Source organism: Flavitalea antarctica, assembly GCF_054461535.1.
This window is the reverse complement of sequence record NZ_JBTLQG010000027.1, coordinates 1-25415: the sequence shown is the minus strand read 5'-3', so window position 1 is coordinate 25415 and position 25415 is coordinate 1. Positions and strand designations below refer to the sequence as shown.

The 25415-nt window shown below is 42.1% G+C and carries 18 protein-coding genes; 10 read left to right on the top strand and 8 right to left on the bottom strand.

Annotated elements, in window-relative coordinates:
• Positions 1-18: 18 nt before the first annotated feature.
• Complete coding sequence (locus tag ACX0G7_RS19835) at positions 19-2940, bottom strand: ligand-binding sensor domain-containing protein (RefSeq protein WP_458925266.1); 2922 nt, start codon at positions 2938-2940, stop codon at positions 19-21.
• A gap of 198 nt (positions 2941-3138) precedes the next feature.
• On the opposite strand from ACX0G7_RS19835, the gene ACX0G7_RS19830 reads away from it, so the two are divergent.
• The 3 genes from ACX0G7_RS19830 to ACX0G7_RS19820 are packed head-to-tail and all read left to right on the top strand — an operon-like array spanning position 3139 to position 9666.
• A complete protein-coding gene (locus ACX0G7_RS19830) occupies positions 3139-4653 on the top strand; it encodes a TolB family protein (protein WP_458925265.1) in 1515 nt (504 codons plus the stop codon).
• A gap of 45 nt (positions 4654-4698) precedes the next feature.
• The gene (locus ACX0G7_RS19825; protein WP_458925264.1) at positions 4699-7866 is read left to right on the top strand and encodes a SusC/RagA family TonB-linked outer membrane protein; all 3168 of its coding nucleotides are present in this window, start codon (positions 4699-4701) and stop codon (positions 7864-7866) included.
• Between the two features lie 21 nt (positions 7867-7887).
• On the top strand, positions 7888-9666 hold the full coding sequence (locus tag ACX0G7_RS19820; RefSeq protein WP_458925263.1) for a RagB/SusD family nutrient uptake outer membrane protein: 1779 nt from the start codon (positions 7888-7890) through the stop codon (positions 9664-9666).
• 827 nt (positions 9667-10493) lie between these two features.
• On the opposite strand, the gene ACX0G7_RS19815 is transcribed toward ACX0G7_RS19820, so the two are convergent.
• The 4 genes from ACX0G7_RS19815 to ACX0G7_RS19800 all read right to left on the bottom strand — a co-directional run bounded on the left by ACX0G7_RS19815 (position 10494) and on the right by ACX0G7_RS19800 (position 15428).
• Positions 10494-10748, bottom strand: coding sequence for a hypothetical protein (locus ACX0G7_RS19815; protein WP_458925262.1), 255 nt, complete (start codon positions 10746-10748; stop codon positions 10494-10496).
• 119 nt (positions 10749-10867) lie between these two features.
• Entirely contained in the window at positions 10868-12316 is a 1449-nt protein-coding gene (locus ACX0G7_RS19810; RefSeq protein ID WP_458925261.1) for a S8 family serine peptidase, read from the bottom strand.
• Between the two features lie 657 nt (positions 12317-12973).
• Positions 12974-13645, bottom strand: coding sequence for an FAD-binding oxidoreductase (locus tag ACX0G7_RS19805; protein WP_458925260.1), 672 nt, complete (start codon positions 13643-13645; stop codon positions 12974-12976).
• A gap of 481 nt (positions 13646-14126) precedes the next feature.
• Positions 14127-15428: a hypothetical protein gene (locus ACX0G7_RS19800; protein ID WP_458925259.1), complete on the bottom strand. Its 1302-nt coding sequence runs from the start codon at positions 15426-15428 to the stop codon at positions 14127-14129.
• 516 nt (positions 15429-15944) lie between these two features.
• Here ACX0G7_RS19800 and ACX0G7_RS19795 point away from each other — a divergent pair.
• Together ACX0G7_RS19795 and ACX0G7_RS19790 are read left to right on the top strand one after the other, a co-directional pair.
• Positions 15945-16277, top strand: a complete 333-nt coding sequence (locus tag ACX0G7_RS19795) for a hypothetical protein (protein ID WP_458925258.1) — start codon at positions 15945-15947, stop codon at positions 16275-16277.
• Between the two features lie 178 nt (positions 16278-16455).
• Positions 16456-17868: a SulP family inorganic anion transporter gene (locus ACX0G7_RS19790; RefSeq protein WP_458925257.1), complete on the top strand. Its 1413-nt coding sequence runs from the start codon at positions 16456-16458 to the stop codon at positions 17866-17868.
• Positions 17869-17983: 115 nt separating this feature from the next.
• Here the strand turns inward: ACX0G7_RS19790 and ACX0G7_RS19785 are convergent, their stop codons facing one another.
• Both ACX0G7_RS19785 and ACX0G7_RS19780 read right to left on the bottom strand, forming a co-directional pair.
• The gene (locus tag ACX0G7_RS19785) at positions 17984-18313 is read right to left on the bottom strand and encodes a hypothetical protein (RefSeq protein ID WP_458925256.1); all 330 of its coding nucleotides are present in this window, start codon (positions 18311-18313) and stop codon (positions 17984-17986) included.
• Between the two features lie 124 nt (positions 18314-18437).
• Positions 18438-19016 (bottom strand): TetR/AcrR family transcriptional regulator, encoded by a 579-nt coding sequence (locus ACX0G7_RS19780; protein WP_458925255.1) that lies wholly within the window; start codon positions 19014-19016, stop codon positions 18438-18440.
• A 371-nt stretch (positions 19017-19387) separates the two neighbouring features.
• Here ACX0G7_RS19780 and ACX0G7_RS19775 point away from each other — a divergent pair, with 371 nt between their 5' ends.
• Positions 19388-20398, top strand: coding sequence for a ScyD/ScyE family protein (locus ACX0G7_RS19775; RefSeq protein ID WP_458925254.1), 1011 nt, complete (start codon positions 19388-19390; stop codon positions 20396-20398).
• An 11-nt stretch (positions 20399-20409) separates the two neighbouring features.
• Here ACX0G7_RS19775 and ACX0G7_RS19770 read toward each other — a convergent pair whose 3' ends face one another.
• Positions 20410-21042, bottom strand: a complete 633-nt coding sequence (locus ACX0G7_RS19770; protein WP_458925253.1) for a DedA family protein — start codon at positions 21040-21042, stop codon at positions 20410-20412.
• Positions 21043-21296: 254 nt separating this feature from the next.
• On the opposite strand from ACX0G7_RS19770, the gene ACX0G7_RS19765 reads away from it, so the two are divergent.
• The 4 genes from ACX0G7_RS19765 to ACX0G7_RS19750 form a co-directional block, all read left to right on the top strand.
• Positions 21297-21818, top strand: a complete 522-nt coding sequence (locus ACX0G7_RS19765; protein WP_458925252.1) for a hypothetical protein — start codon at positions 21297-21299, stop codon at positions 21816-21818.
• Positions 21819-21984: 166 nt separating this feature from the next.
• Positions 21985-22935, top strand: a complete 951-nt coding sequence (locus tag ACX0G7_RS19760) for a DUF1259 domain-containing protein (RefSeq protein WP_458925251.1) — start codon at positions 21985-21987, stop codon at positions 22933-22935.
• 758 nt (positions 22936-23693) lie between these two features.
• The gene (locus ACX0G7_RS19755; protein WP_458925250.1) at positions 23694-24551 is read left to right on the top strand and encodes a carbonic anhydrase; all 858 of its coding nucleotides are present in this window, start codon (positions 23694-23696) and stop codon (positions 24549-24551) included.
• Positions 24552-24580: 29 nt separating this feature from the next.
• The coding region (locus ACX0G7_RS19750) for a DcaP family trimeric outer membrane transporter (protein ID WP_458925249.1) at positions 24581-25415 on the top strand (835 nt) is incomplete at its 3' end.

The following is a 25415-nucleotide window of genomic DNA, read 5'->3' as shown; positions in this document are numbered from 1 at the left end:
AACCTCAGTCCCGATGTTTTAGCCTCCCTGTTTCTGCGAGGAAAAGTTTTTAAAAAAATCATTCAGGTTCATATCACTGGAAAGTTGCAGCTTTTTTCTCAGCCGGTACCTGCTTATTTCAACACCTCGAACCGAAATGTTCAGGAGCTGAGAAATCTCCTTACTGCTCAGATTCATATGGAGATAGGTTGACAATTTTATTTCATTATGAGTTATGTTCGGATAAAGTAGTTTCAGGCTCTTAGTGAAATCGCTGTGGATGGTATCGAAGTGCGTGGCAAAGTTTTTCCAGTCTTCATCCATCTTGTCTTCGTCTTTTAATGCCCTGATTAACTTCCTGACACTATCACCGCTTCCATCTTCGTCAGAAACCTTCTTCAGGCGAACAAGCTCATCTTTTACTTTTGATAAAACTTCTCCTTTATGAACCATCTGCATTGCGAGGGAGGCAAGCTCTGAATTTTTTCCTTCCAGTTCCGCCTTAAGTTTTTCATTTCTTAATGCCACAATTTCCTTTTCAGAAATTTCCATTTCCAGTTTGTGCAAATACTGAATCTTCTGCTGTTCTTCCTCATGCTTCTTTTGCTGCTGTGAGAGTACCCGGTGTTTCTCTTTGTAAAGCAGGTAAACCAGGCAAATAAAAATGACCAGGTAAATTAAATAAGCCCACCAGGTCCTGTACCACGGTGGCTGAACTGTAAACTTAAAGGAATCGGCGGTGGCCTTTTCTCCGAGGCTTGTTTTTGCTTTTACTCTGAATATATAAGTTCCGGGAGGCAAATTGGTGTAGTCTTTTTGAGTATTCGCACTCCAGGCAGACCAGTCATTATCAAATCCATCCAGCTGAAAACTATATTGGATGCTCAATTGATGGCTGTATGAGGGTGAGCTGTATTCAAAATGAAAAGAGTTCAACGAGCTGTTTATCCTTACAACGCTTGTTTGCGCAATACTGTCAGTATTACTTGATTTGTATCCTCCGAACAATAAAGAATCAGTTTTGTCTATAGCTTTCACAGCAATGATTTTGACCTGTGGTACGCTGTTATTCTTTTTATATTCCTCGTAATTTATCTGGTAGAATCCTTTTTGTGACCCTACGAACACGTTATAGGGCTTGTAAGGATAAATAAATTCAAGTGAGTTCCCTGACACTATCTTACCGTCGAGCTCAGGAAAATAAAGTGGATTATTTATTTTGTCTTTGATGTTGAGGAAGCCAATATTTTTGCCCTCAATAAACCAGACATTTCCGCGGTCGTCGCTTTTTATAAGCCTGATATCTCTTCCTCTGAAGAAACCATTGTACAAGCCAGATTCTTCAAACAGATCCTTTTGCTGGTTATACTGATAAATTCCCTTTTCTGTCACCGAAAATATCTGGCCGTTTACCTTGCAAATACGGTTCCGGAGTTGTGAAGGCAATCCACTTTTTGTGCCGTAGGTTTTATAGACCGGGTTCAAATTGATGTCGAAACTGACTTTAACGATGCCATTAAAAGAGGTTCCGATCCAAACCGACTGATTGCTGTCTATAGCCATTGAACGGGCTGCAGTCTTAAAACCTGGCAAGGTTGAAAGCTTTGTGAAGGATCCCTGTGTAAGCAAATACAATTCCAGGCCCTTATAGCCACCGGCAATAATAACGGTTGATGAATCATTTTGGCGTAGGGGCAAAAATCCCCAATATCCCATGGTGGTGTTGAGAGGTACTGCAGAGTCCTTCCTGATCACAAATGCGCCGACATGATTGGCCATCAGCAGCTTTCCTTCAATCTCTGTGAGATTCCAGACAGAACCGGTAGAATTTGTTACAAACCTGAAAACCTCGTTGGTATTTTTGTCTTTTACATTTCCTGAAGCAGGTGCTTTAAACAGCCCTTTCGATGTGCCGATATACAAGTCATTATTGTGTATGATGGAGCTATACCCAATGCCCTCATCAAACTTTTCCGCATATACCTGTTTTATAGCATTGCTCGTTGCAATAAAATCAATTCCATTATCCAGCCCCAGCCATATATTTTTCCGGTTATCCCGGAAAATACTAACTACAGTATTATTCTGAAGTCCATCTTTTTTGGAGATATGCTGAACCACCTCTCCATTCTTATTTATAATATAACAACCCCCGACATCTGTTCCGATTGCTACCTGTTCATCATTTATGGCAATGGCACACAATACCAGGTTTTCTGCCAGGTTATCTCCTTTGAAATGAAAATCGAGAACCTTGCCATGGGTCAAAACATAGGCCTTGCCCTTTCGGGTTAAAATAAGAGAACTGTCCTTTCCATAAGGAATAACCGCAGTAATCAATGTATTGCCTGAAAAAAGTGGTTTAACTGCCACCGGCTGCCATGATGAACCAGTGAATGTTAATAATTGATTCAGGCCATCCTGTGCAATTACCGACTGTTGATGCAGACCCAGGTAAAGCCATCCCTTTTCATTTTTATAGACTTTAACGCTATCCTGGTTGAAATGAAATATCCTGTCTCTTTCCCTGAAAAAAACATCATCACCGGAAACAACAATGTCAAGGATATATTCAAAAGCAAGATCGGCCGCGGATAGGAATTTTTTGAGCGAAGTAAATTGAAGCGTTCCGTTTTCATCCGGGGAAAAATACCCGAAATCATTCTGCCCCCCCGCATAGATCCTGTTCTCCGGGCCAATTGCAAGGCTCCGGACTATTAATTTATTCGGGAAGGGGTAAAGCATCCAGAAGGTTCCGTCGAATCTCAACATTCCTTCGTTGTTGGCAAAATATATATAACCGTTGTTATCCTGAGCTATATCCCAGTTCTGAATACCGGCATTGTAAGCGTTTTTGGAAAAGTTGGTGATGTTCGGGATGCCTGAAATGGTTTGACCATGAGCTTCGAAAACCAAATTCCACAGCATAAACATCACGGTGAAACGCACATGTGCTTTCATCGGCTACAATCATTTGAAAACGAATATACTGTTTTTAAGCTGCCGCTAAACCGGGTGATGTAGGAATGTTGTAGTCATAATACGCCTGTATTGACTCCTGACCTGAATCTGATGTAGTGTTGATGTAGTGCACTTTAGTGTTCCTGGTGTTCATAAACCTAGTTTTATGACTTCTCGAAACACTCCAATTGAAACAACATGCTAAAGAAAAAACTAAGATTGCACGCTTCACTTATTTTCCTGCTCCTGGTAGCTTCTACGGCTTACAGCCAGAAACTGGGAATCTTCGATGGCCACGGCGATATAGGAACTAATGTAAAACCCGGTTCAGCAACTTTTATCCCGGAAACAAGACAATACATTATTTCCGGCGCCGGCTATAACGTTTGGCTCGACCATGATGAATTCCACTTTGTCTGGAAAAAAATGAAGGGTGATTTCATCCTTTACACCCGTGCTGAATTTGTAGGAAGCTGGGTAAAAGAACATAAAAAAGTAGGTTGGATGGTTCGCAAATCCCTGGATGGAAATGCTGCCCATATCAATGCGGTAGAGCATGGTGATGGACTCACATCACTGCAGTACAGGCGGACCGCAGGAGCTAAAACAGAAGAAATCAAATCAAAGCTAACAAAGGCAGACGTGATCCAGCTGGAAAGAAAGGGCAAAACGTATACCATGAGGGTTGCAAAATTTGGTGAGCCCTTTGTGACCGAACAGGTTAGCGATGTGGATCTTGGGGATGAAGTATATGTAGGACTTTTTGTAGGATCTCATAATGTAGACAAACTGGAAACCGGTGTCTTTAAAGATGTAAGTATCACCGTTCCTTTTGGCCCGGGTGAAGCCGACCATACTACTCCCATGAAACTTGGGTCTAAACTCGAGTTATTGGATATAGCCAGTGGCGATCGCGAGGTGGTGTATACCATGCCGAATTCAATCCAGGCTCCGAACTGGACAACCGATGGTAAAAGCCTGATCTATAACGGGGGCGGACTGATTTATAATTTTGACCTGGCGCGCCGTACTCCCAAACTGGTGAATACCGGGGAAGTGAAAAATAATAATAATGATCACGTTCTCTCTTTTGATGGCAAAACACTTGGATTAAGCAGCGCTGTGAAGGATCTCGGTGGCTCGATCATATACACGGTGCCTACGACTGGAGGCACCCCAAAACAGATTACACCCAAAGGGCCTTCTTACTTACATGGCTGGTCGCCCGACGGGAAAAGCCTGGTGTTTTGCGGATCGAGAAACAACGAATACGATATCTACAGGGTGCCGGTAAACGGCGGAAAGGAAGAAAGGCTCACAACTGCACCCGGACTGGATGATGGACCGGAATATACACCCGATGGCCAGTTCATTTATTTTAACTCGGTACGTTCGGGTCTTATGCAGATCTGGAGAATGAAGGCGGATGGTACTGAACAGGAACAGGTCACAAAAGATGATTTCAATAACTGGTTCGCACACATTTCCCCTGATGGCAAGTCAATGGTTTTTCTTTCTTTTCTTAAAGAGGAAGTTGAGCCTGGAAGACATCCACCCTACAAACACGTCTATATCCGGCATATGCCCTTAACCGGTGGAACTCCTAAGGTATTAGCTTATGTATATGGCGGCCAGGGTTCGATCAATACTCCTTCGTGGTCTCCCGACAGTAAAAGGATTGCTTTTGTGAGCAACTCCGATATGGGTAAATAACATCAGGCAGGCAGTAATAAACCATTACCAAAAACGATTGCATATATGAAAAAGATCATCCTTCTTTTGCCCTTGTTATTATTCATAACTATTGCTTTTGCACAAAACAGAATCTCTGGGCAGATAATAAAAAACTCATCGCGTGAGCCGGTTGCCGGTGCAACCGTGACCTCCGCATCCGGAACAGTAATCACAGATTCGCTGGGTAAGTTTTCGCTGATTGCTTCCGCGGGCGACGAGCTGAATATATCTTATGTTGGCATGAGACCGGTAACCACAAAGGTTACCAGTTCACAGGATATCATCATAGAAATGCTGGATGGTGAAGCACAGCTGGACCAGGTTGTTGTTACAGGTTATCAATCGCAGAGGCGTGGCGACCTGACGGGGTCAGTAGCCATTGTGGACATGGGAAATGCAAAAGACATTCCCTCCGGAAGTGTGCTTCAGAATATCCAGGGTAGGGTTCCGGGTGTTTACATCAGGTCCTCCGGCACTCCAAGTGGTGCAGCAAGTTCTGTAAACATCAGGGGTATCAATACGCTGGGTAATACAAACCCTTTATATGTAATAGACGGCGTGCCAACAACAGATCCAAACATCTTCCAGTTCATGGACCCCAATTCCATTGAATCAGTCCAGGTATTAAAAGATGCATCGGCATCTTCTATCTATGGTTCCCGGGCATCTAACGGGGTAATTATTGTTACCACCAAACAGGGAAAAAACAATGTAAGTATCAGCGTAAATTCAAGCTTTTCTGTAGCATACAACAAAAGGCGACTTGAGATGCTGGATACCCGGGAATATGGGAAGGTCCTGTGGCAGGCATCTGTAAATGGGGGCACACCCACAAATGCGCACAGTGCCTTATATAGTTTTGTAGAGCATACCGGGGCAAACGGAGTACGGGTGCTTGATGAAGTAATACCCGTGAAATTCATCAACAATGATCCAAACATTCCATCTGCTGACACTGACTGGCAGGACGAAGTGTTTAAAACAGCAATTATATCGCAACACTCAGTAACACTCACAGCCGGGGGGCCAAGAAGTTCCACGTTGATAAGTTTCGGTTACTTTGGTAATACCGGGTTGATTATTAATAATGAATATAAACGCTATACCGGGAGGATAAATAATTCCATAAATTTCTTTAATAATAAACTCAGGATTGGCGAGAACCTGCAGATCATCAAAGCAAGGGAACGGCCACTACCGGGCGACCAGTTTTCAACTGCGGGATGGAACCCGGATGCCACCACAAGGATTGCCACAGCTGGTCCGAATACACTTCAGCTGGCCACGATTGTTTTGCCAATTTTACCAGTGCGAAAACTCGATGGAACCTTTGCCGGTCCTATCGGAGCTGGCTTTTCTGATCGTCATAATCCTGTATTTCTTGCAGACCTTGAACGGGATGATGTAAACAATGACCTCCAAACGTTTGGAAATGTTTATGCAGAATTAACCCCGGTCAAGAATCTAATCATCCGCTCGAGCTTTGGAATAGATTACACTAATAATTATGATATAAACATTGAAAGAAGTTATTCGATTGGATTTCTGAACCGGCCTATCAGTCAGCTCCAGTTAGCCCAGCGCCACCGGCTTAACTGGACCTGGTCCAATACAATCAATTACGCATTGACGGTTGAAAAATCAAGAATAAATATTCTGGCAGGAATGGAGTCGATTAAAAATTCAACTAAAATCTTTGCTGCTCAGAAACAAGGATATGCAATACAGGAATTGCCATATTTTCAGTTGAATGCCGGTACAGGAGTAGCAGGTAATTCAGGTTTTACAACGGGGAACCAGTTACTCTCTTATTTTGGTAAAGTCAATTATTCTTATAACAATAAATATCTCTTATCAGGCACATTGCGTTACGACGGTTCATCACGTTTTGGTGCCAACAACCGGTTTGGTGTATTCCCGGCAGTTTCGGTTGGATGGACAATAAGCAATGAAAACTTTGTCAAAGATAATTTAGGCTTTATTTCGAACCTCAAATTACGCGCCGGCGCAGGCAAAGTTGGCAACCAGGAGATAGGTGACTATACAACATCAAGACAGTATGTGCCTAACTACGGCACCACTGATCCTGCTAATCCACGGAGACCCACGGGCACTGCTTATGATGTTAATGGTGCAAACACGGGTACTTTGCCTTCTGGTTTTGTAGTGATAAGAACTGAAAATCCGAACCTGAGATGGGAGAGTACAAGTGAAGTAAATGTCGGCCTGGACTTCGGTTTTGCGCAACAAAGACTAACAGGCTCGTTTGATTACTTTACCAGGAACACAGAAGATATACTGGTTACTCCACCCATTCCTGGCATACTGGGTGAGGGTGCGGTACGGACAGTTAACGGTGCGAGTATGGATAATAGCGGATTCGAACTTGCACTTGGCTACCATGATACAAAAGGCTTATTTTCTTATTCCCTGGATGGTAACGTTGCAAGATTTCGTGACAAAATAACTTTCCTTCCTTCATCGGTTGTCAGATCCTTCGCCGGCAATGTTGAAAAAAATATCCTCGGACGTTCCAGAACTTCCTATTTCGGTTATGTTACAGACGGTATATTTCAAACGGCTGAAGAAGTTACAAAGGCGCCCGCTCAACCTGGAAAGGGTGTTGGAAGACTAAGGTATAAAGATCTGAATGGAGATGGACAAATAAATGCTCTTGACCAGGACTGGCTTGGAACTGAGTTGCCCGGCCTGACATATGGCCTGAATGCACAGGTAAGCTATAAAAATTTTAGCCTGACCGTATTTATGCGTGGTGTGGCGGATGTAACCGTCAACGATGCATCAATTGTATTTACCGATTTCCTGGGAACCGCAACCGGTGTTAACAAAGGAGATCGCTTATTGAGTGCATGGACACCGCAGAATCCAACTTCTGCTATTCCCGCAGTTTCGCTTGTAAATGCCAACAGCGAAACGAGGAGCTCTGATTACCTGCTCAGGAATGGAAGTTATTTCAAAGTGCAGAACATAATGCTCGGTTACACAATTCCAACAGGACTTGCAAAAAAAATGAGATTGACTTCTCTTCGGTTTTATGGCCTCGCGGACAACGCTGTTCTTTTTTACAATAAGTCAGGATCACGCGCTTATACGGGCCCCGATCCTGAAACCCCGGGTTCGATTTATCCGAGACCTGTGACATTCACTTTCGGTTTGGACCTGAGATTTTAAAACAAATAAAATTGCGCTCATATGAAACCATACCAACAACTCGTAGCAGTGATGCTAACGCTATCGATGATTTTTTTCAATTCTTGTAAAAAAAGCTTCCTGGATGTTCAGCCGACCGGTGTACTGACAGAAGAATCTCTTAGCAGCGTAGAGAAAACAGAAGACTTGATTGTAGCTGCATATGCAGCGCTTGGGAATTCAACTTATGACCGTCCCTATGTGAGTGACTATGTCTGGGGCAGCGTGAGATCCGACGATGCATACAAAGGGGGGAGCGGGGTTGCGGATCAACCGAACCTGAATGACATGGAACAGTATAATACAGTGACACCATCAGTTGCGACTTATGCAAACAATACCTGGATAGTTGTGTATTCTGCTATCGACCGGGTGAACTCAGCCCTTAGACAATTGGATAAGTTTACTGACCAAGCGTACATAGTCAGCGGAATTCCTAATGCCCGGAAAGTACGACAAGCTGAGCTTCGTTTTTTGCGTGCACATTTCATGTTTATCCTTAAAAGAATATTTAAATATCCCGTGTGGATTGATCATACCGTTTCACAGGATGATGCCAGGCTGATCTCAAACAGGCAATATTCAAATACGCAATTATGGGACAAGATTGGTGATGATTTTCAATTTGCTACAGATAATCTTCCTGTTTTGCCACGCGAAAAGGGCAGAGCATATAAACATGCGGCAACTGCTTATCTCGCTAAGGTAAAGTTGTACCAGGCTTATATTCAGAATGAAGATCATTCGGTAACAAGTATTGATGCCACAAAGTTGCAGCAGGTGGTAATGCTGACTGACATGGTTATCAATTCCGGTGCCTTTAAGTTGTTAGACAACTACGGTCTGAAATGGCTCTATGGAATCGAGAACAGCAATAATCCAGAATCAATATTTGCAGTTCAATATTCCTTTGACGACGGAACAACATTCGGACGTGTGGATTTTGAACATGGATTGAATTATAGCATGGCTCCACCTTACGGCTGTTGTTCATTCCACCATGCCAGCCAGAACCTGGTGAATGCGTTTAAAACGGATAAGGTGAGCGGGCTTCCCATGTATGAAAACTTCAACAATACGGAAATGAAAAACCCTGCAGATTTCGAAATTCCGGTGAACACTGTTGACCCGAGACTCGATCATACTGTAGGAATCCCTTCTCATCCGTTCAAATATGATGTTGGTTTTATCACGCAACCGTCATGGTCAAGAGCTCCTGCCGTTTATGGCAACTTTGTAACCATGAAAGAAATACAATTGCCGGGAACATCAATACGGAAAACAGGACCATTTACAGGTACAGGTAAAAATTGGGATATACTCCAATACAATGATGTTTTGTTAATGAAAGCAGAAGCGCTGATTGAGCTCGGACAGCAGGATCTTGCAAGGCCCATAATTAATTCTATAAGAGAGCGTGCTGCCGGATCGACATCATTGATAACCTATCCGGTTGGTCATCCGAAAGCCGGACAGGGATTTTCCAGCTATAAAATTGCTACTTATAATGGAGTCAATTTACCATGGACCAGGGAAAATGCCCGCAAAGCGTTGCAGTGGGAACGTAGGCTTGAATTTGCGATGGAGAGCCCGAGATTTCACGACCTGGTAAGATGGGGAATTGCAGCAGAGACGCTAAACGGTTACCTCGCTGTAGAAAAAACAAGACGACCATATCTGGCAACAGCTGTCTTTACAAAAGGTCGTGATGAATACCTGCCAATTCCACAGGACCAGATTAATCTGGTAGATGGGCTATATATCCAGAATCCGAAATATTGAGATGAATATAAATGAATTAATTCCCTGGTTGAATGGCTTGTAAATCTTACGACTACATCTCTGGTACATGCCATCGATAAAAAGATGGCATGTATTCTTTACGGTGCCGATTTCTATTCTATAAGTATATGCCTGAAGCCATGTATTCATTACCCACAAGGCTATCGGTGTTGCTATCAGTATATCTGTGCAAACTAATTTTAAGAAATCCTTTGACAACAAGGCAGTAACTTCGGATCTACTTGCAAACAATACTTTTCCCTCGGTTATTAATTTGTTGAATATAATTAGCTACTTTAAGGATGATTGCAGCCATCCGATTCGCCTTCCTGCCAACTGCCATTGTTAGATCTCCCCTGGGGTTTTAAGATCTAAAGCACTTCGATTTTTACCATAATTGACTTATAATCGAAGCCGCGCCTGCAGGTTCTGTCTTGTTAAAATTCAATTACAGACCTTACTCAGCAGAATCAATGAAATATACCAGGTAAAATCTCATATTCATGCTGTTATACATAATTGAGACTATGTGGGGAGGTGGTATACTTTGACCGTTTAAAAACTCCATCAGCCCACTTTCTGTGGTAAAATTTTTAATAAAATATTTGCCATTCATGATCTGTTTATTTCCCCTAAAGATCGCCCTTTATTCTATTTTTTTTTTGACGTATTTCCAATAAGTTCGATAACGATTATCAATCTTTTCTTAAGTTATTCTCTTAGCTGTATCCCAGATGGATTAAAGATGATTATATGTTTTTCCCATGCAAAAAAAATGGCTAAGCAATTCTGCTCAGCCATTTTTACTGTCGGGTAGTAACGCCTTGTTATTGCAACAAATCATCAGATGGCGGTAATTCGATAATTATTTCCTTTTCTACACTCAACACTCCATCCTCACCTTTTAAATCCTGCATTTTAGTCTCAACGCATGTACCAACAATTACTCCCGTCATTGGCATAACCTTATCTACCTTAAATCCTTTTTTACCTATTTTATCGGCAATTTTTTTTATGTTGGGCAGCGCTTCGTCAGTTACAGTTATGATAACCTTGATTAGGTTTTTACCTGTATTGTTCATATACCGATTTTGATTAAATCTACATAAAATTTAGCCTGGATATATGATATTCAATGCTGAAAAATGTTTGGCAAAGACTAACTGAAAAGTATTAACTGGCAAGAGATAAATTTTACTTTTTATTGAGGAGCCTGCGCTAAGCCTGAACCCACATCGGATGAAGGAATATTCACCGGCCTTGTTGTCTGTAAAAGCTTGTTCCATAATGCGGCTCCTGTTAATCCGGTTGCCTGGCTCCAGAGGGCGGCAATACCGGCAACATGCGGTGTGGCCATGCTCGTACCATTAAAAAATGCGTGCCTTCCTTTGTTAACAGGTACGCTTGAAAAAACACTTACGCCGGGACCAGCGATATTGACCCTGCCGCCAATACCGGTAACGAGACTGCTGCGTGCCGAAAAATCAGCAATCCTTAAATTGTTATCAATAGCAGCCACGGCCATAGCAGCATCTGAATTGGCTGGTGACTCTACAAATCCCATATTACCTGTTGAACGGCTGGCATTATTGCCTGCTGCTGCTATTACCAGGGTACCGGCATTCAAAGCCCGTTGTATAGGCACGTTGTATTGTGCTACCTGTTGGTTAATAGCTGCGCCAATTGATAAGGAAACTATTCTGCAACCATTTTGCATAGCCCATTCTATACCTGCTATAGTGTTACTGGTTGGGGCCGAGGGATTAGGGTTATTGTTAAATATTTTTCCTGCAAATATTTGTGCACCATATGCAACACCATAACGCCGTACACCGCTCGCCGGCAGCTTAGCCCCGCAAGCCGTACCAATGCAATGGGTTCCATGACCATGAATATCATTTACCGGGAACCCGCTAAACGAGCGGGTAGTAATTGGCCTGCCGGCAAAATCAGGATGTCGAAGGTCAATGCCTGTATCAAGCACCGCTACTTTTATACCTGCACCGCTGCGGGTAGATGAATGTACACGTGTAGCCTGCAAGCCCCAGGTGAACTGCGCGGTATCGTTAAATATTGCCTGAAGCGATGCATCTTCAGAACCAGGGCCGCCTGAACCACCTTTCGCCATAATGTTTTCATACAGTTGGTTTACACCATCCCGGTATCCTTTCAGGTACTCGTAAGGAAAATCTTCAGCGGTTGATAAGTAGGCAATATATTCCGGCTCAACTGCCAGAATATTGCTGTCCTCATCTGAGGCTAATGAAGATAGAGCCTCCAACGCTTCACCCTCTGATATGACCATGATACCCAGCTTTTCAAAATAGGCTGATTTGCCAGAGGCAAGGTCTTCTGAGGAGATGGTACCGTCTTCATAATCGGATGATGAGGCTATGTCTTTCAATCCGGCAGTATTTTTAAGACTGGCTTTTATAGACCTGGCACCTTCGGCCCGATCTTTTAAGATAACAATATACCTGCCTGTTGTGAGGGGCTGACCCGAATCTTTAGATGTACCCGATGGAGGTAGGCCGGGATTAATATTTTGAAAATTGGTGTCCGGCATTGACCCATCATTTGAATCCGGGATATCTTCTTTGGCTTGATTTACGCGGGGGCGTGCTGTCTTTGTTCTTTTTGCCTTTGCCATGTTTTGGTAGGTTTTAAAGTAAAGTAATATGGAAGAGCGCCTACTCTTATCAGTTTTCGGCATCCCTGTGCATACTTGTTTATTTGGTGTCGCCTTTCTGCAAAACCGACTTTGGAGGGGGTAGTCCAGGTCAACCCATTACTATATTTTATAGCTTAATGAAATGCCATAAGAAGTAGCGTTTGGTTTTTACTTATTTCAATCGTTTTATAAGGTATGCTTCTGCGGTTGATAATATTATACCTGAAGTTTATGAACAGCTTTTTGACATTTCGGCATCAAGACTTTGAGCATTTACATGCCTGGCGGTGAGGCGGATGGTTGATCAAGGATAACAATTTTGTCGGCTATCAATCTGCCAATAAAGGAGTAGGCAACGATTAATATGCAATCATGTGGTATGGAATAGGGGTGCTAGAAGGAAGATTAAGAAGCAGATTAAAATCAATTATGGTTTGATTATAAAATTGTAGAGAATATTTCATTTTAAAAAGGGTGTTTCTACCTTTTTTTGAGTAGCTGCTGGTACCGGCGTTCCCATATCGTTCTCAATGAATCCTGTATAAACAATTATGTCATTGTGGTATACGCTTTACCTCCAGCCATGCAGCGATGGAATTTCCAGAATTCTATAAAAGGTCAAGCCTAAAAATATTTCTAAAATTCCTCGATGATGATTTTTTTTTCATCTGCACCCAGGGAAAGTAAATTTTTCTTAATTGCTTCAATCATCGGATCAGGCCCGCAGATATAAAAGTATTGTGAAAAATCTTTAATCTTTTCACTGAGGTATTGACTGTCAACTCTTCGGTGTTCAAATTGATTACTTTTTTCTTCTGTCAATGTGTTGATAAAACGTTCACCCAGCATCTCTGTAAATTCATCCTTTAGAATAATATCTTTGGAAGTTCTGTTGGAAAAGATCAACATGTTATTTCCGATCTTATTTTCTTTTTTCAGTTGGCGGAAAATAGAAATGTAGGGAGTAACACCTGCGCCACCCGCAATGAACACACCTTCGCCAAGATAATTGATGGCACCAAAAACGCCGTGTATAATCAATTCATCTCCTGCATTTACCTTTCCGAGATGATTGGTCACTCCGTTGTGATCAGCATAGATCTTTATAGTAAATTCCAGATGTTCCCAGTCATTCAATCCGGTGAAGGTAAATGGCCGGATTTCATCTTTCAACTCTGGGGTGTTAATTGAAACATCTGCCGCTTGTCCTGAAACAAAATTCAACCCGTCGGGTCTTTCCACTTTGAATCTTCTCACATTGTGAGTTACCATTTCAGCGCTGATGATGCGAACGATTGCTGGTTCCATAAAAGTTACTGTTGGCTTTGTTAAGACTTGTGATCGAAAACATAAGTTAGGAAATAACCCAGACTTGAGTTGCAATTGTTATCGGTTGTTTAACCACCTTTTTTTCAGTAATTCAAGTTCCCTGATCAAGTATTGTTGTTCGTCCTTTGTTATCTCTAATAACGGGCTGCGCGAATAATTTGATACTAATAATCAAGAAAAACAGAAAAATAAAGGGTCTGATTGCTATACAGGCCTGGTTTTTACGATCACTTGAATAGTAACGGATGATCAGCTTGTAGTGTAGGTTCATGATCGAGGGTTACGGATAAAAATAGCGCCCGACAAAATAACTAATTGCAGCCAAAGTGATGTAGTAAGAAGTATTTGTTGTAAAGTTGATGTAATAGTAAGAGGAAATACTTATGTCGGGTTTCTTTTACAGGTTAAAAAGGTTGTATTTCAGTGTAATTAAACATTGCTACTAGCATAAAAGCCGATATTACCTTCGGTTTTTGTTTGTCAATATATAAAGCTTCCGCACTTCGGCATTACTGTCAAATTTTATTTCTTGTCTGATTGAAGCTGGTAAAACATTGTTGTCGATTAAAAGTTTAACAACGTCTTTTCTGCATAGTCCACAATTCATTCTTTTATAAATTGATTCAAGAGGCTCTTTACATTCTTTTGTTTTGTTTGCTTCATAGATGTTGAGATAACCAAATCCAATTGAGTGAACAAAGTCATATCTGTCAGACCTTTTTACAATTTCATTTAGAAGTTTATTATCGCCTTTTTTATAATTACTCACTAACAGGCCGAGATATTTGAAAGGATTTTTTTCGGTTTTGAATTTTACCAGTGCTAATTCCCTAATGTCTTTGCCTGAAAAATATTCTAGTGCGTCAACCGAAAATTCAATAAGTTTTGTTTTTCCCGGATTTTTGCCGCTTGCCATTTTAAGTATAGGATGATAATCAAATGGGAATTTTCTTTTACCAAAGAACCGCAAATAAAGTTCTTGTTTTTGCTTGTTTTTTTCTGTTAATAATTCGGTTGCTAATTTTTCAACATCGTGAATTGAAAGGTCATTTGCTCTGTCAACTGAAATAAAACGGAACTTGCCAGACTCTATTTTTTCTTTCACAATCTCGTACGAAAATTTTATAATTTTTTTATTCTTTGAGAAAGTCCTCTTATTGTTAAGTATTGAATCGTAATAGGCTTTAATAAATTTATTTTTTTTACCTGCTTTTGCAAGTTCAGCGTAAACTGGTAAGTCTTTGTGCTTTTTCTGAAAAGTATCAATAAGGTAACTATCTTCCCAATCATTTTCTTCAAGAATGTTCCTGCCAACCATTTCAGCTACTTTCAAAACACCATTTATGCCATCAATTTCCATTAATTGACTTTTTCCGCAAAACTCGTAACCTTCAACAGTGTTCTTCTCAAATCGATTATACAAGGCCGTTTTTGCTTCCGCATGTCCTCCCTTGAAAAACAAAACAGCTAAATCACACATCTGGTCAAGACCCCAATAATCGGTTTTCTCTACTTGAAGTCTTGTTAGTACAGCGGTTATAATGTTATCTTTTCGCTTAGACTTTTTAATAAGCTGATAGATATAACCGGCCCGGCTGCCTTCACTTTGCTGGTCGTAAGCATAATTTGTAATTGCTCCTTTAATAATTAATGGTGAGAAGTCAATATTTGGATTGTTCTGTTTAATTAGATTTGCTTCGCCCGTCCCACGTTTTAACGAGTTTAAAAATTTTCCCTTAATGACAGAAGTCTGGTCGCTCATAAAATTTCAAACTTTTTGTCGATAGTAATATCACCCTGATCTCAAAATGGGCCTGGCATTACCTGAATTTCAATATGTTTCCCGGGAGAAATAAATTTTACTTCTTTTTGGACGGACAAATTATCTTCCTTTTTGCAAATCCCGGCAGCCTTGACTCTCCAGTACTAATCCAGTATAGCCATCAATCACATAAGCCAGATATAATTTTGAAAAGTAACTCAGAATTTTGTCGTTTTCAAATTACTGGTGAGATTCAAAATGCAGTTTCGGGAAAATAACATCTGATTTCATTAGCATGTCCCCAGGCAAGCCATTTAGACAATAGAGATGCTGAGTATTGTCAAAAAAACACAGGTGCTTATATGCAACTGTGCTGATTATCAAGTTGCCGTTACAACAGGTTAATTGTAGCCAAGCCAAAAGCCAGATTTGCTTGAAGCGGATGAGCTTATCCCAGCCCATGGTTTTATCCTTTTATCTGAGATTAAACCTGAAAAATTTTCTAACTTTAAATGAATGAAAGCAATGTTGATCATATCGATGTTAGCTTTGACAATAAATTTCAGCGCATTTGGTGCCGATCACGGGAATAAAATATCAAATCAGGAATTGGGACCTGAAGAGACTTCTGCCTGGTACTTTCTTGAAGAAAATGATATCAATGCTAATACAGCATCTGAGTCTCTTGTAGACCAGGGAGAAGATGAAGACAATTCCAAAGAAAAACTATTTCATCGCCTGGCAAACCTGTATTTTTCCAACCTATCCCGCCAGCACTATAATTGCCAGCATTCAATTTTTCTTCAGATTAGGCTGGAAACTGAAACACCACCTCCCAGGGCTTCTTAATCAGCCCGAATCCTTTTTGTGTTTTAATCGAATTTACCGGGCTGGTAATAGCGTATGCCTACGGCTAAAGGTAACAGCTGGTCATTTGTAATGTATCCGACCGATGTTCCAGGTAAAGCTGATATAGCTGATATGGCGTATGTCCTATACTACCTGGACAAACTCAAAAAAGATTTTTATGAATCAGAATGAAATGTCTTTAAAGAAAAGATTGCTGTTTTTCGTTACGCCCTTCGATGGACGTTATGAAGATCTGAAAAAAGGAAACTGGAGGCTTAACGTAGTGCGTGATTTAACAGCAGGGTTAGTGGTAGCAATGGTCGCTATCCCACTGGCAATGGGCTTTGCAATGGCTTCCGGACTCCGCCCGGAACAGGGTATAGTAGGCGGAGCCGTCGCCGGATTAATTGGTGCTTTATTCGGTGGTTCAAAATACCAGGTATATGGCCCGACAGCGGCTTTTATCCCGGTAATTGGCGGACTTATGGCCACATACAATCACAGTTTTTTAGTGCTGGTTTCTATTATCGCAGGGGTACTTCTGATGCTGTGCGGAGTATCGAAGCTTGGCAGGGTAATTACGCTGGTACCGCACTCAATTGTTGTCGGATTTACAATAGGAATAGCCGTAGTCATTGCTTTCTCTCAGATAGGAGACGTGTTGGGAATCCCCCACGATCTTGGATACAATATTACGGAACAGGTGCCACGAATCCTTCTTCACATCAGTGACATGAATATTTACGCATTAATACTTGCTGTAATAACTTTTGTTCTTTGTAAAACGTTGCTAAAGCTTTCGCCGTTTATTCCCGCTCCTTTAATCGCACTTGGATTTGGTTTATTGATGGCCAGCACTGCTTGGTCTGATAAGAACCTGGTCACCATTAAGGATGAGTATGGTTCAATACCAACCGACTTTCTTGTATTCACGACCCCTGCATTACCTGAACTAACAATGGGTGTGGTCGGAGATATGATCTATTACGTGATTGCCGTTTTCCTGGTAGCTTCTATTGAAAGCCTGTTGTGCTCCCGCATGGCAGACCGGCTTGCGAATAACAAGGGTCTTCCTTTCAATCCTGATAAAGAGTTGTGGGGCCAGGGTTTGGTCAATATTATTACACCGCTGTTCAATGGGTTTCCTCATACTGGTGCCCTGGCACGTACTGCAGTTAACATAAGGCTTGGTGCGATCTCACCCCTGGCAGGTATAGCCAAATTTGTATTCAAACTTTTGCTGGCCGCTTACCTCGCTGTGTATCTTGAACATGTGCCTATGGCCTGCGTTGGAGGTATTCTTATGTATGTAGCATACGGAATGATAAAGGTCAAAGAGATCAAAGAGATTCTAACCTTAAATAAATTTCATATCGCGATCATGATCTACACGGCGATAATGGTTCCGGCAGTTGGATTCATGTGGGCTGTAGTTTCGGCTATTTTGATCTATGCGGTTCTGAAGCCATGGGTAGGTAAAGCTGAAAAGCGAATAGCCGGTCGGCACCAGCAGGCTGTGGAACTGGCGGATGTATCGGTACGAAATAAAAAGCTGGAGGTTAGTGATCCGGTATCAGAAAAAACAAACTAATCTGTCAAAACTGATTTTAAAAAATAACAAAAAGTACCCAAAAATCCTAAAATTACGAGGCAACAATAAGAAATGTATAGCATTTTCTTGTTGAGGATCTTTTACGTCTATCATGTTATTTTTTTAAAAGCTTTTCTGTTTTGCTCAGGAAGGCCTCGAGCGCAGTAGTAATATCGATATCCATCCGGTCTGCGAGCGTGATCAGCCACCAGATGCTCTCGCCCAATTTATGAGTCAGCTCTTTATCGGTGTCTCCTTCTTTGGGCCACCTTTGTTGCTGTGACATCGTGAGCCTACCCACTAATGCTGCATCCGTCAGGAAAGCAAGGGCATCTTCTTCAATACTCCAATTACTGCCATGATGGGCCAGTTCCAGTTCATGGTAAATTTTTCTGATCTGCCTGGACCGGGTTATTACTTCCGTTAAAGTCAATTCTTTCGCCATTTTATTTCTATTTATCGGCTATACTCCACATAGCCTGGTTTTGATATTTATTTTAGAACAAATGTTACAAAATAAGTGGTGATTAAAATTCCGTTTGACCAATGGTTCTTAATGAGTAATTATATTAATTAGAAATCTGAGCGATCAGGTATTTGGCCATTCTTTTGATCCTGATCGGGTCTTTGTGTATGATGTAAGACTCATGCCAACCAGTGAAATTGCTGATGATAAAATCGGTCAGAGTTTCTGGATCAGTACCGGCATCCAATTCGTTCAATTCAATTGCCTTATTGATAAGGCCGGATAGAAAATTATGCGTGAAATCACTGTCTTCCCGGAGAATGGCTTGCAGATCGGGGTCTGTTGCAGCAACTTCAAACGTTGTCTTAATGGCTAAGCAACTATTAGCACCATACAAAATTGCATCGACAGCATCGTTTATAAATTTGTGAATTGCTTTCCTAGGCGATTTGATTTTGCTTGCCCGCACCTGCGCATCCTGGGCCCTGGCCTGTGTATAACTGCGTATGCATCTCAGGAATAGTTGATGCTTGTCACCTATTGTGTTGTATATACTGCTTACCTGTATATTCATCGCAGCGGCGAGATCACGGATAGAAGTTCCGGTATAACCTTTTTCCCAAAAAACTTCCATTGCTTTCTTAATTGCCTCCTCTTCATTAAATTCTAAATTTCTTGCCATAAATCCTGTAAAAGTACAAACATTTTGTAACGGTCGTTCTAAAATAATAATATTTTAGAGCAGCGTGACTATTAACCATGATATCGTCCCGCTAACTCAAATCCGGTTTGCAAGCGACCGAATAAACGTGGAGTGATTCCAGGTAAGAGGAGTGGAGTCTATCGAAATAAAAAATGCGGGATAAAAATGTCGATAATCGTTCTATTTTATTAACTTCAAAGTCGGTTAAAGCGCCATTCTTATCCAAACCTCATACTCTCCATCCACAAAAGAATTACGGATCTTCCTGTACTCCGCCCGGATTTATACATAAAACAACTGTGCTAATCCTTCCCCATGGATAGTATTATTCACTTCTAAACACGAAGATTATGCACACAAAACTTTTCAAGGCGACATTCGCCTTAATTACATTTTCGTTTTTGTTAGTTGCATGTCATAAAGACAAAGACATGAACGAACCCTCTAAGCCGAAGAAGCTGCTGGATGGCCTTGGGATTTGTTTCGGCAGCGCAACGGGGCCTGGTAATGATTTGTTTGTTCCTGACGCGCAGGCCGGTGCCATCTATCGTATTGATTTGAAAACCGGCGATAAAACAATCATCGCCACTGGCTTACCTAATTTGATACCGGAAATTGGTTTAGGTGGGGTTATGGATGTTGTCTTTACCGGTGGTAAACTCTATGCGCTGGTATCCGTGGTCGATGATGCATCATTTCCAACCGGGCAGGTTAACGGAATCTATCGTATTGATGGCCCAAGCAATTTCAAAGTTATTGCAGACCTTGGTGCGTTCAACGTGGCGAATCAGCCAACAGGCTTTTTCATCGACGTTCCAACCGGAGTGTCTTACTCTATTGATACTTATCGAGGTGGATTTCTTGTAAATGATGGGCACTTAAACAGGGTGTTGCAGGTCACACTCGATGGTAAGATCACCGTGGTGCACCAATTTCCAAATATTGTTCCCACCGGGCTCGCAGTGAGGGATAATATGATCTTCATATCTCAGGCCGGGCCGGTGCCCCACGATCCCGCGGATGGAAAAGTTCTTGCTTTATCCCATGGTAAGGTTTCTACGGTCACAGAAGTTGCTGCCGGCGCGCCTTTGCTCGTTGATGTGGAATTTGGCCGTGGGCATTCACTTTTTGCGCTTTCGCAAGGTGCTTATAGTGGCAGGGTGGAGGGTTCGCCAGCGCTGCCTAATACCGGTTCACTCCTGAGCGTTAACACAGACAAGACATTTTCAAAAGTCGCCGACAAACTTAATATTCCAACTTCACTTGAAATTATTAATAACACTGCTTACATCATAACTATTGAAGGCGAAGTATGGAAAGTCGATAATATTGATGGTCCTCCGTATGGACGGCCGCATTAATTACATTAAGCTTATTCTTCCCCTTCCATTCCTGTAGGTTTCCTGATCGTCCTGATGATCTTCACGACGAGCGGAACTGTCACTGCCAAGACAAAGAATGCAATGATGTATTTTAACCAGGGACCCAGGAATGGGAGGCTACCTACAAGATAACCCATCAGCACAAACGCTGATATGAAGATCAATGACCCTATAATATTTAACATGAGGAATCGTTGAAATTTAATCTTAATGATGCCGGACAATACGGGTGCAAATGAGCGGATCACAGGTAAAAAATAACTTCCGATCATTGCCAGGTTACCATATTTTTGATAAAACTCTTCTGTAGAGATTAAGTAGCTTCTGCGAAATAACCGGGAATCCTTACGGTTATAAAAAAACTTCCCTGAGCTGCGGCCGATCACATAGCCAGCCATGCTGCCCGCGACACTGGATAGACTTAGAAGCAGACAAAACGTGAGTATGGAAGGAAGCAGGTTCTCTGTTGCAGTCAGAATGCCGGCTGCGAACAAGATAGCACCAATAGGTAAAAAGAAACAAAAGAAAAAACCGACAGAACAAAACACCAGTAAACATAGGAGCGCAATCCCACCGTACCTGATCAGAGACTCTGCATCTATATTTAATATAATATAAGGCATGATCAGATAATATAAATCTGTGATGTGGTTGGATGGACCATTCAACAGTTATCCGGGAACTCGTTGATAAAACTATACCAAAAATTGTATCCTATAACGCAGGATACAATTTTTGCGGATGAAAGACCTCCGCAAAAGTCGTAACATTCTTCAAATAATTTGTCAATAAGTAAGTTCTATACAAAAAGTGCATTTTCCTTCTATTTTGGAAGTCTTGAATGGCATAGCATTGCCGGCAAAAACATCAAGGCTCTATGACAAACAGACTTATGCCGGCAGTAGTAATTAGTTTTTTATGTGTATGTGGCTCTCTTTTTAACGTCAATGCGCAGCAACCATCAACGGGTTATCCTAAGTTAGCCGGTTATGCAGGAATTCTTCACCCCTTAGTGACATTTTCCAAAGAGGAAACATCAAAGAATTTCAAAGACTATTATGTAGTTGGAATGCCCATTGGCATCAACATATGGAAGTCGGCAAAAATTGGTTTTTCAGCTGAATTCGTGCCCTTTGTCCGCGCCGGGAAGGGGACGAGTAAGATGAGCAATTTCCTGTTCCATCCCGGCGTGCTGGTTGCGTTGGGAAAAGGTTGGACCTTCGCCGGCCGCGCCGCATTTGAAACGGGTGGAAGATATGGATTCACTCCGGTGCTCAATAAGATTGTAAAGAAAAAAAAGAATAGTGGTTATTTTGTGGCTTTGCCTTTGCCGTTTAGATTTGGTAATGATCATCCGGCTTCATTAGGCATAGGCTTTCAGTTTGGGATAGCATTCTAGCTGCCGGGCAGGATGGACAGTCCATGGTTGATTCAGTTGCAATAAATTTGGCTTTACTTACTAATGTAACTTTATTGGAGATTGAGAACAGCGTGAGCAGGTAATTATCTTGATTGCGGCGTTCCCGGGGTTTATCTTTAAATACTTAACATCTAATTCTACTGCTATGAGCTCGTCTTTTTATTTGGTATGCTTCGCTGTTGTTATTGCATTATCGTGCAACGACTCTCAAACTACTGTTGAAGATCGTGGAAAAGACAGCTCGGGTGTAGCAGTCGTTTGTCCTCCGGGAAGTGTACTTGATACAGCCGCCATTGCTAAGATCACCGGCATGAAAGGAGCGGGCAAAAACGGGGAGTATAAGATCACGGTCCCGCAGAATGACCTCAATGTTGTTGTTGATGGTTTTAAAATTATTCCTCCGATGGGCCTGGGAAGCTGGGCGGCATTCACACCATGTGCCGACAGTGCAATGGTTATGGGCGATATCATTGTGACTGAGACGGATCTTAAAATTGTACAGGCTGAAGTAATCAGGCAAGGTTTTGGGATCACTGCTATTCATAATCATTTTGTTCGAAACAGTCCTGATGTTATGTATATGCACATCGATGGAAAAGGCAATGTGCCTGCCTTAGCGGGTAAGGTTAAAGCAATATTTGACAAGGTCAGGGAGTCCAGGGGGAAAGATCCCGGTACCGGGAAACCTGACAGTGTCGCGAATTCCATCAGCATATCAATGCTCGATAGTATCATTGGTCATAAAGGCGAGCTGAGCAGGGGAGTTTATAAGTACACAATTGGCCGACCGGATATTTCATTGAGCGAGCATGGAATTCCTGTCAGCAGCTTTATGGGATTCAACACCTGGGCTGCATGGCAGGGCACTCCTGAAAAGGCGGCTGTCGCAGGCGATTTTGCTATGTTAGAAAACGAAGTAGAGCCGGTAATACGGGCGTTGGTGCAATCCGGAATTGAGGTCGTTGCTGTGCACAATCATATGGTCCATGAAGAGCCGCGTATATTCTTCCTGCATTATTGGGGCATTGGGCCAGCCGAAAAATTGGCGAGAGGCTTTAAAGCGGCACTTGAACAAACTGGAAATAAAGGTCAATAACAGCGTAACTTCTTTAATATCCCCTTCTGGTTTAATATCCCCTTCTGGCTGGTCGACATTAACACGTCCGTTGACTCCGCGACCTTCATCACCCAACCAACAATATTGGCGACTTGATTCCATATCACGGCCGGTAGATTTAAAAATGCCATTTTCGCATCCAATGAAAACGGCTCCTCCCACCGTTTCAGAAACTGTAGGTATGCCATTTATTTCGAGATTGGTGTGAATCGGTGTCCATGCATTCGTTCCGTTTTCTTTTTGTAAAAACCGGCCATTTGTTTTTGTCGGTTACGATATTTCGTAAAAATTCGACATCTGGTGAAAAAGGTAGGGTCGCTAAAATGGCCAACTGCTTACTTCAGTAAATTCTTTTTATCTCTTAATCAATCTACTACGGGCAATCGGTCCAGTCTTTCGATCAATTGGCATGTATTTGGAAAGGTGGACAGTCACTCTTTTATAGCCTTGCTAAATTTTCCATGCATAGTAGTGCATCATCTCCTGGCAAGGGCACCGGTAAAGTGATTCTGGTAATAGCAAATAATCGTTTCATCCCGCTGTCTTACATGTTGTTTTCGGTGAGCATTTTTTAGTAGTCAGATTCCCTATCACATCCATGGTCAAACGATGATCAGTTGCGAAAGTAATTCGAACATCACGATGACAGGGGAAACTGTAAATTAATCACCAGATGGCTTAAAATATCAGATCTGGTCCGGTAAACTGCCAATTTCAGCACCTAAAATGCAGACTTCATGAATACATTCAGAATTTCATTTGCAGCGAAATTAATTGCATTCGTATCGGTCCTGGCCTGTAATTCAAACCCTGCACCGGAAAAGGAATCTTCAGCAAAAGACAGCGGCACAGCCAAAGTCAGCACCGGCTCGGTTAGACCAGTACACTGGAGTTACAGCGAAAATAATGGCCCGGGAGGATGGGCAAACCTTTCACCTGTGTATGCACTTTGTGGTTCAGGAAAGTCCCAGTCTCCGGTCAACCTTTCGCCTGGCTCCGCTGGTGAGGGGAAGAAATGGAAGGTTGAATATAAAACAACCAAGTTGTCAATATCGCATAACCAACACGTGGAAGAGCTTATTAACAACGGCCATACGATACAGGTTACTCCGCAGGATGGAAGTTTCATAACGTACGCAGGCAAAAATTATCATCTTAAACAATTTCATTTTCATACGCCCAGCGAACATACGGTAAACGGAAAGCACTTCCCAATGGAGATCCACCTGGTACACCAGGCTGATGATGAAAGCCTGGCTGTAATTGGCGCGCTGGTAAAAGATGGCAAACACAATAGCAATTTCGACGAGCTTATCAAGTATTTGCCTAATGCCCCGGGCGAGAAGAGAACCCATGACAGCGTCAGTATAGACATTAACATACACATTCCAGAAGAATTGTTCGCTTACCATTATATAGGTTCACTCACCACACCCCCTTGCTCTGAAAATGTGCAATGGTTAGTGTTAAGAAATCCTATATCAATGAGTACGGACCAAATAACCGCTTTTTCTTCTCGGCTCAAAAATAATAATCGTCCTACCCAGTCACTGAATGCCAGAAAAACGACTATCGATGATATGACTTCAAACTGATAAAGTTTTCATGAACAAATGAATGTATTATGAAATATTTACTGGTCTTCTTGTTTATGATTACAGGTCACATACAATCGTCAGCACAGGAAAATGAAGAAGATATACCGGCAGGTTGGTGGAAGATCCCTAAAACAAATGCCCGGATCACGGTCGGAGGATATGTAAAATTTGATCTGATACAGGATTTCAATCCGATTAATTCTCCCAGTTTCTTTGATGTTTCCAAAATCCCGACTGACGGATCGAAGGGGACGAATACCCATCTGCAGGCGAATGAAACCCGGTTTTACATCGATTTCAGAACGCCGGCCGGGAAAACTGATTTGCGCACCTATGTTGAAGGTGATTTTTATGGAACAGGCGGAGGACTTCGCTTGCGTCATGCCTATCTTGAAGTTGGTGGGAAATTATTAGCTGGTCAGACCTGGTCAAATTTCATGGATGAAAATATCATACCTCCGACACTGGATTTCGAAAAACCCAGCGCGTATGCGTTTGTGCGGCATGGAATGATCAGGTATAAAATCACTACCGGCAAACACAGTTATGTTGGACTTGCACTCGAAGAACCACTCATTAATGCAGATGCTCCTGCGCAACCCGGCAAGATGGAGACTTTTGTACCGGACTTCACCGCGAGATACCGATATACGAACACCTGGGGCCATATCCAGGTGTCAGGATTCGCCGGCATTGTGCGTTTTCGGCCAGTAACCGGCTCAACAGAAAACACAGAAATATTCGGTATCAATTTATCCGGGCAACTGAATCTCCCCCGCAAGGACTATATCATTTACCAGGCCGTTGCAGGACCAGGTATTTCCCGCTACCGAAATGGAAAGTATGCTGCGCCAGATGACA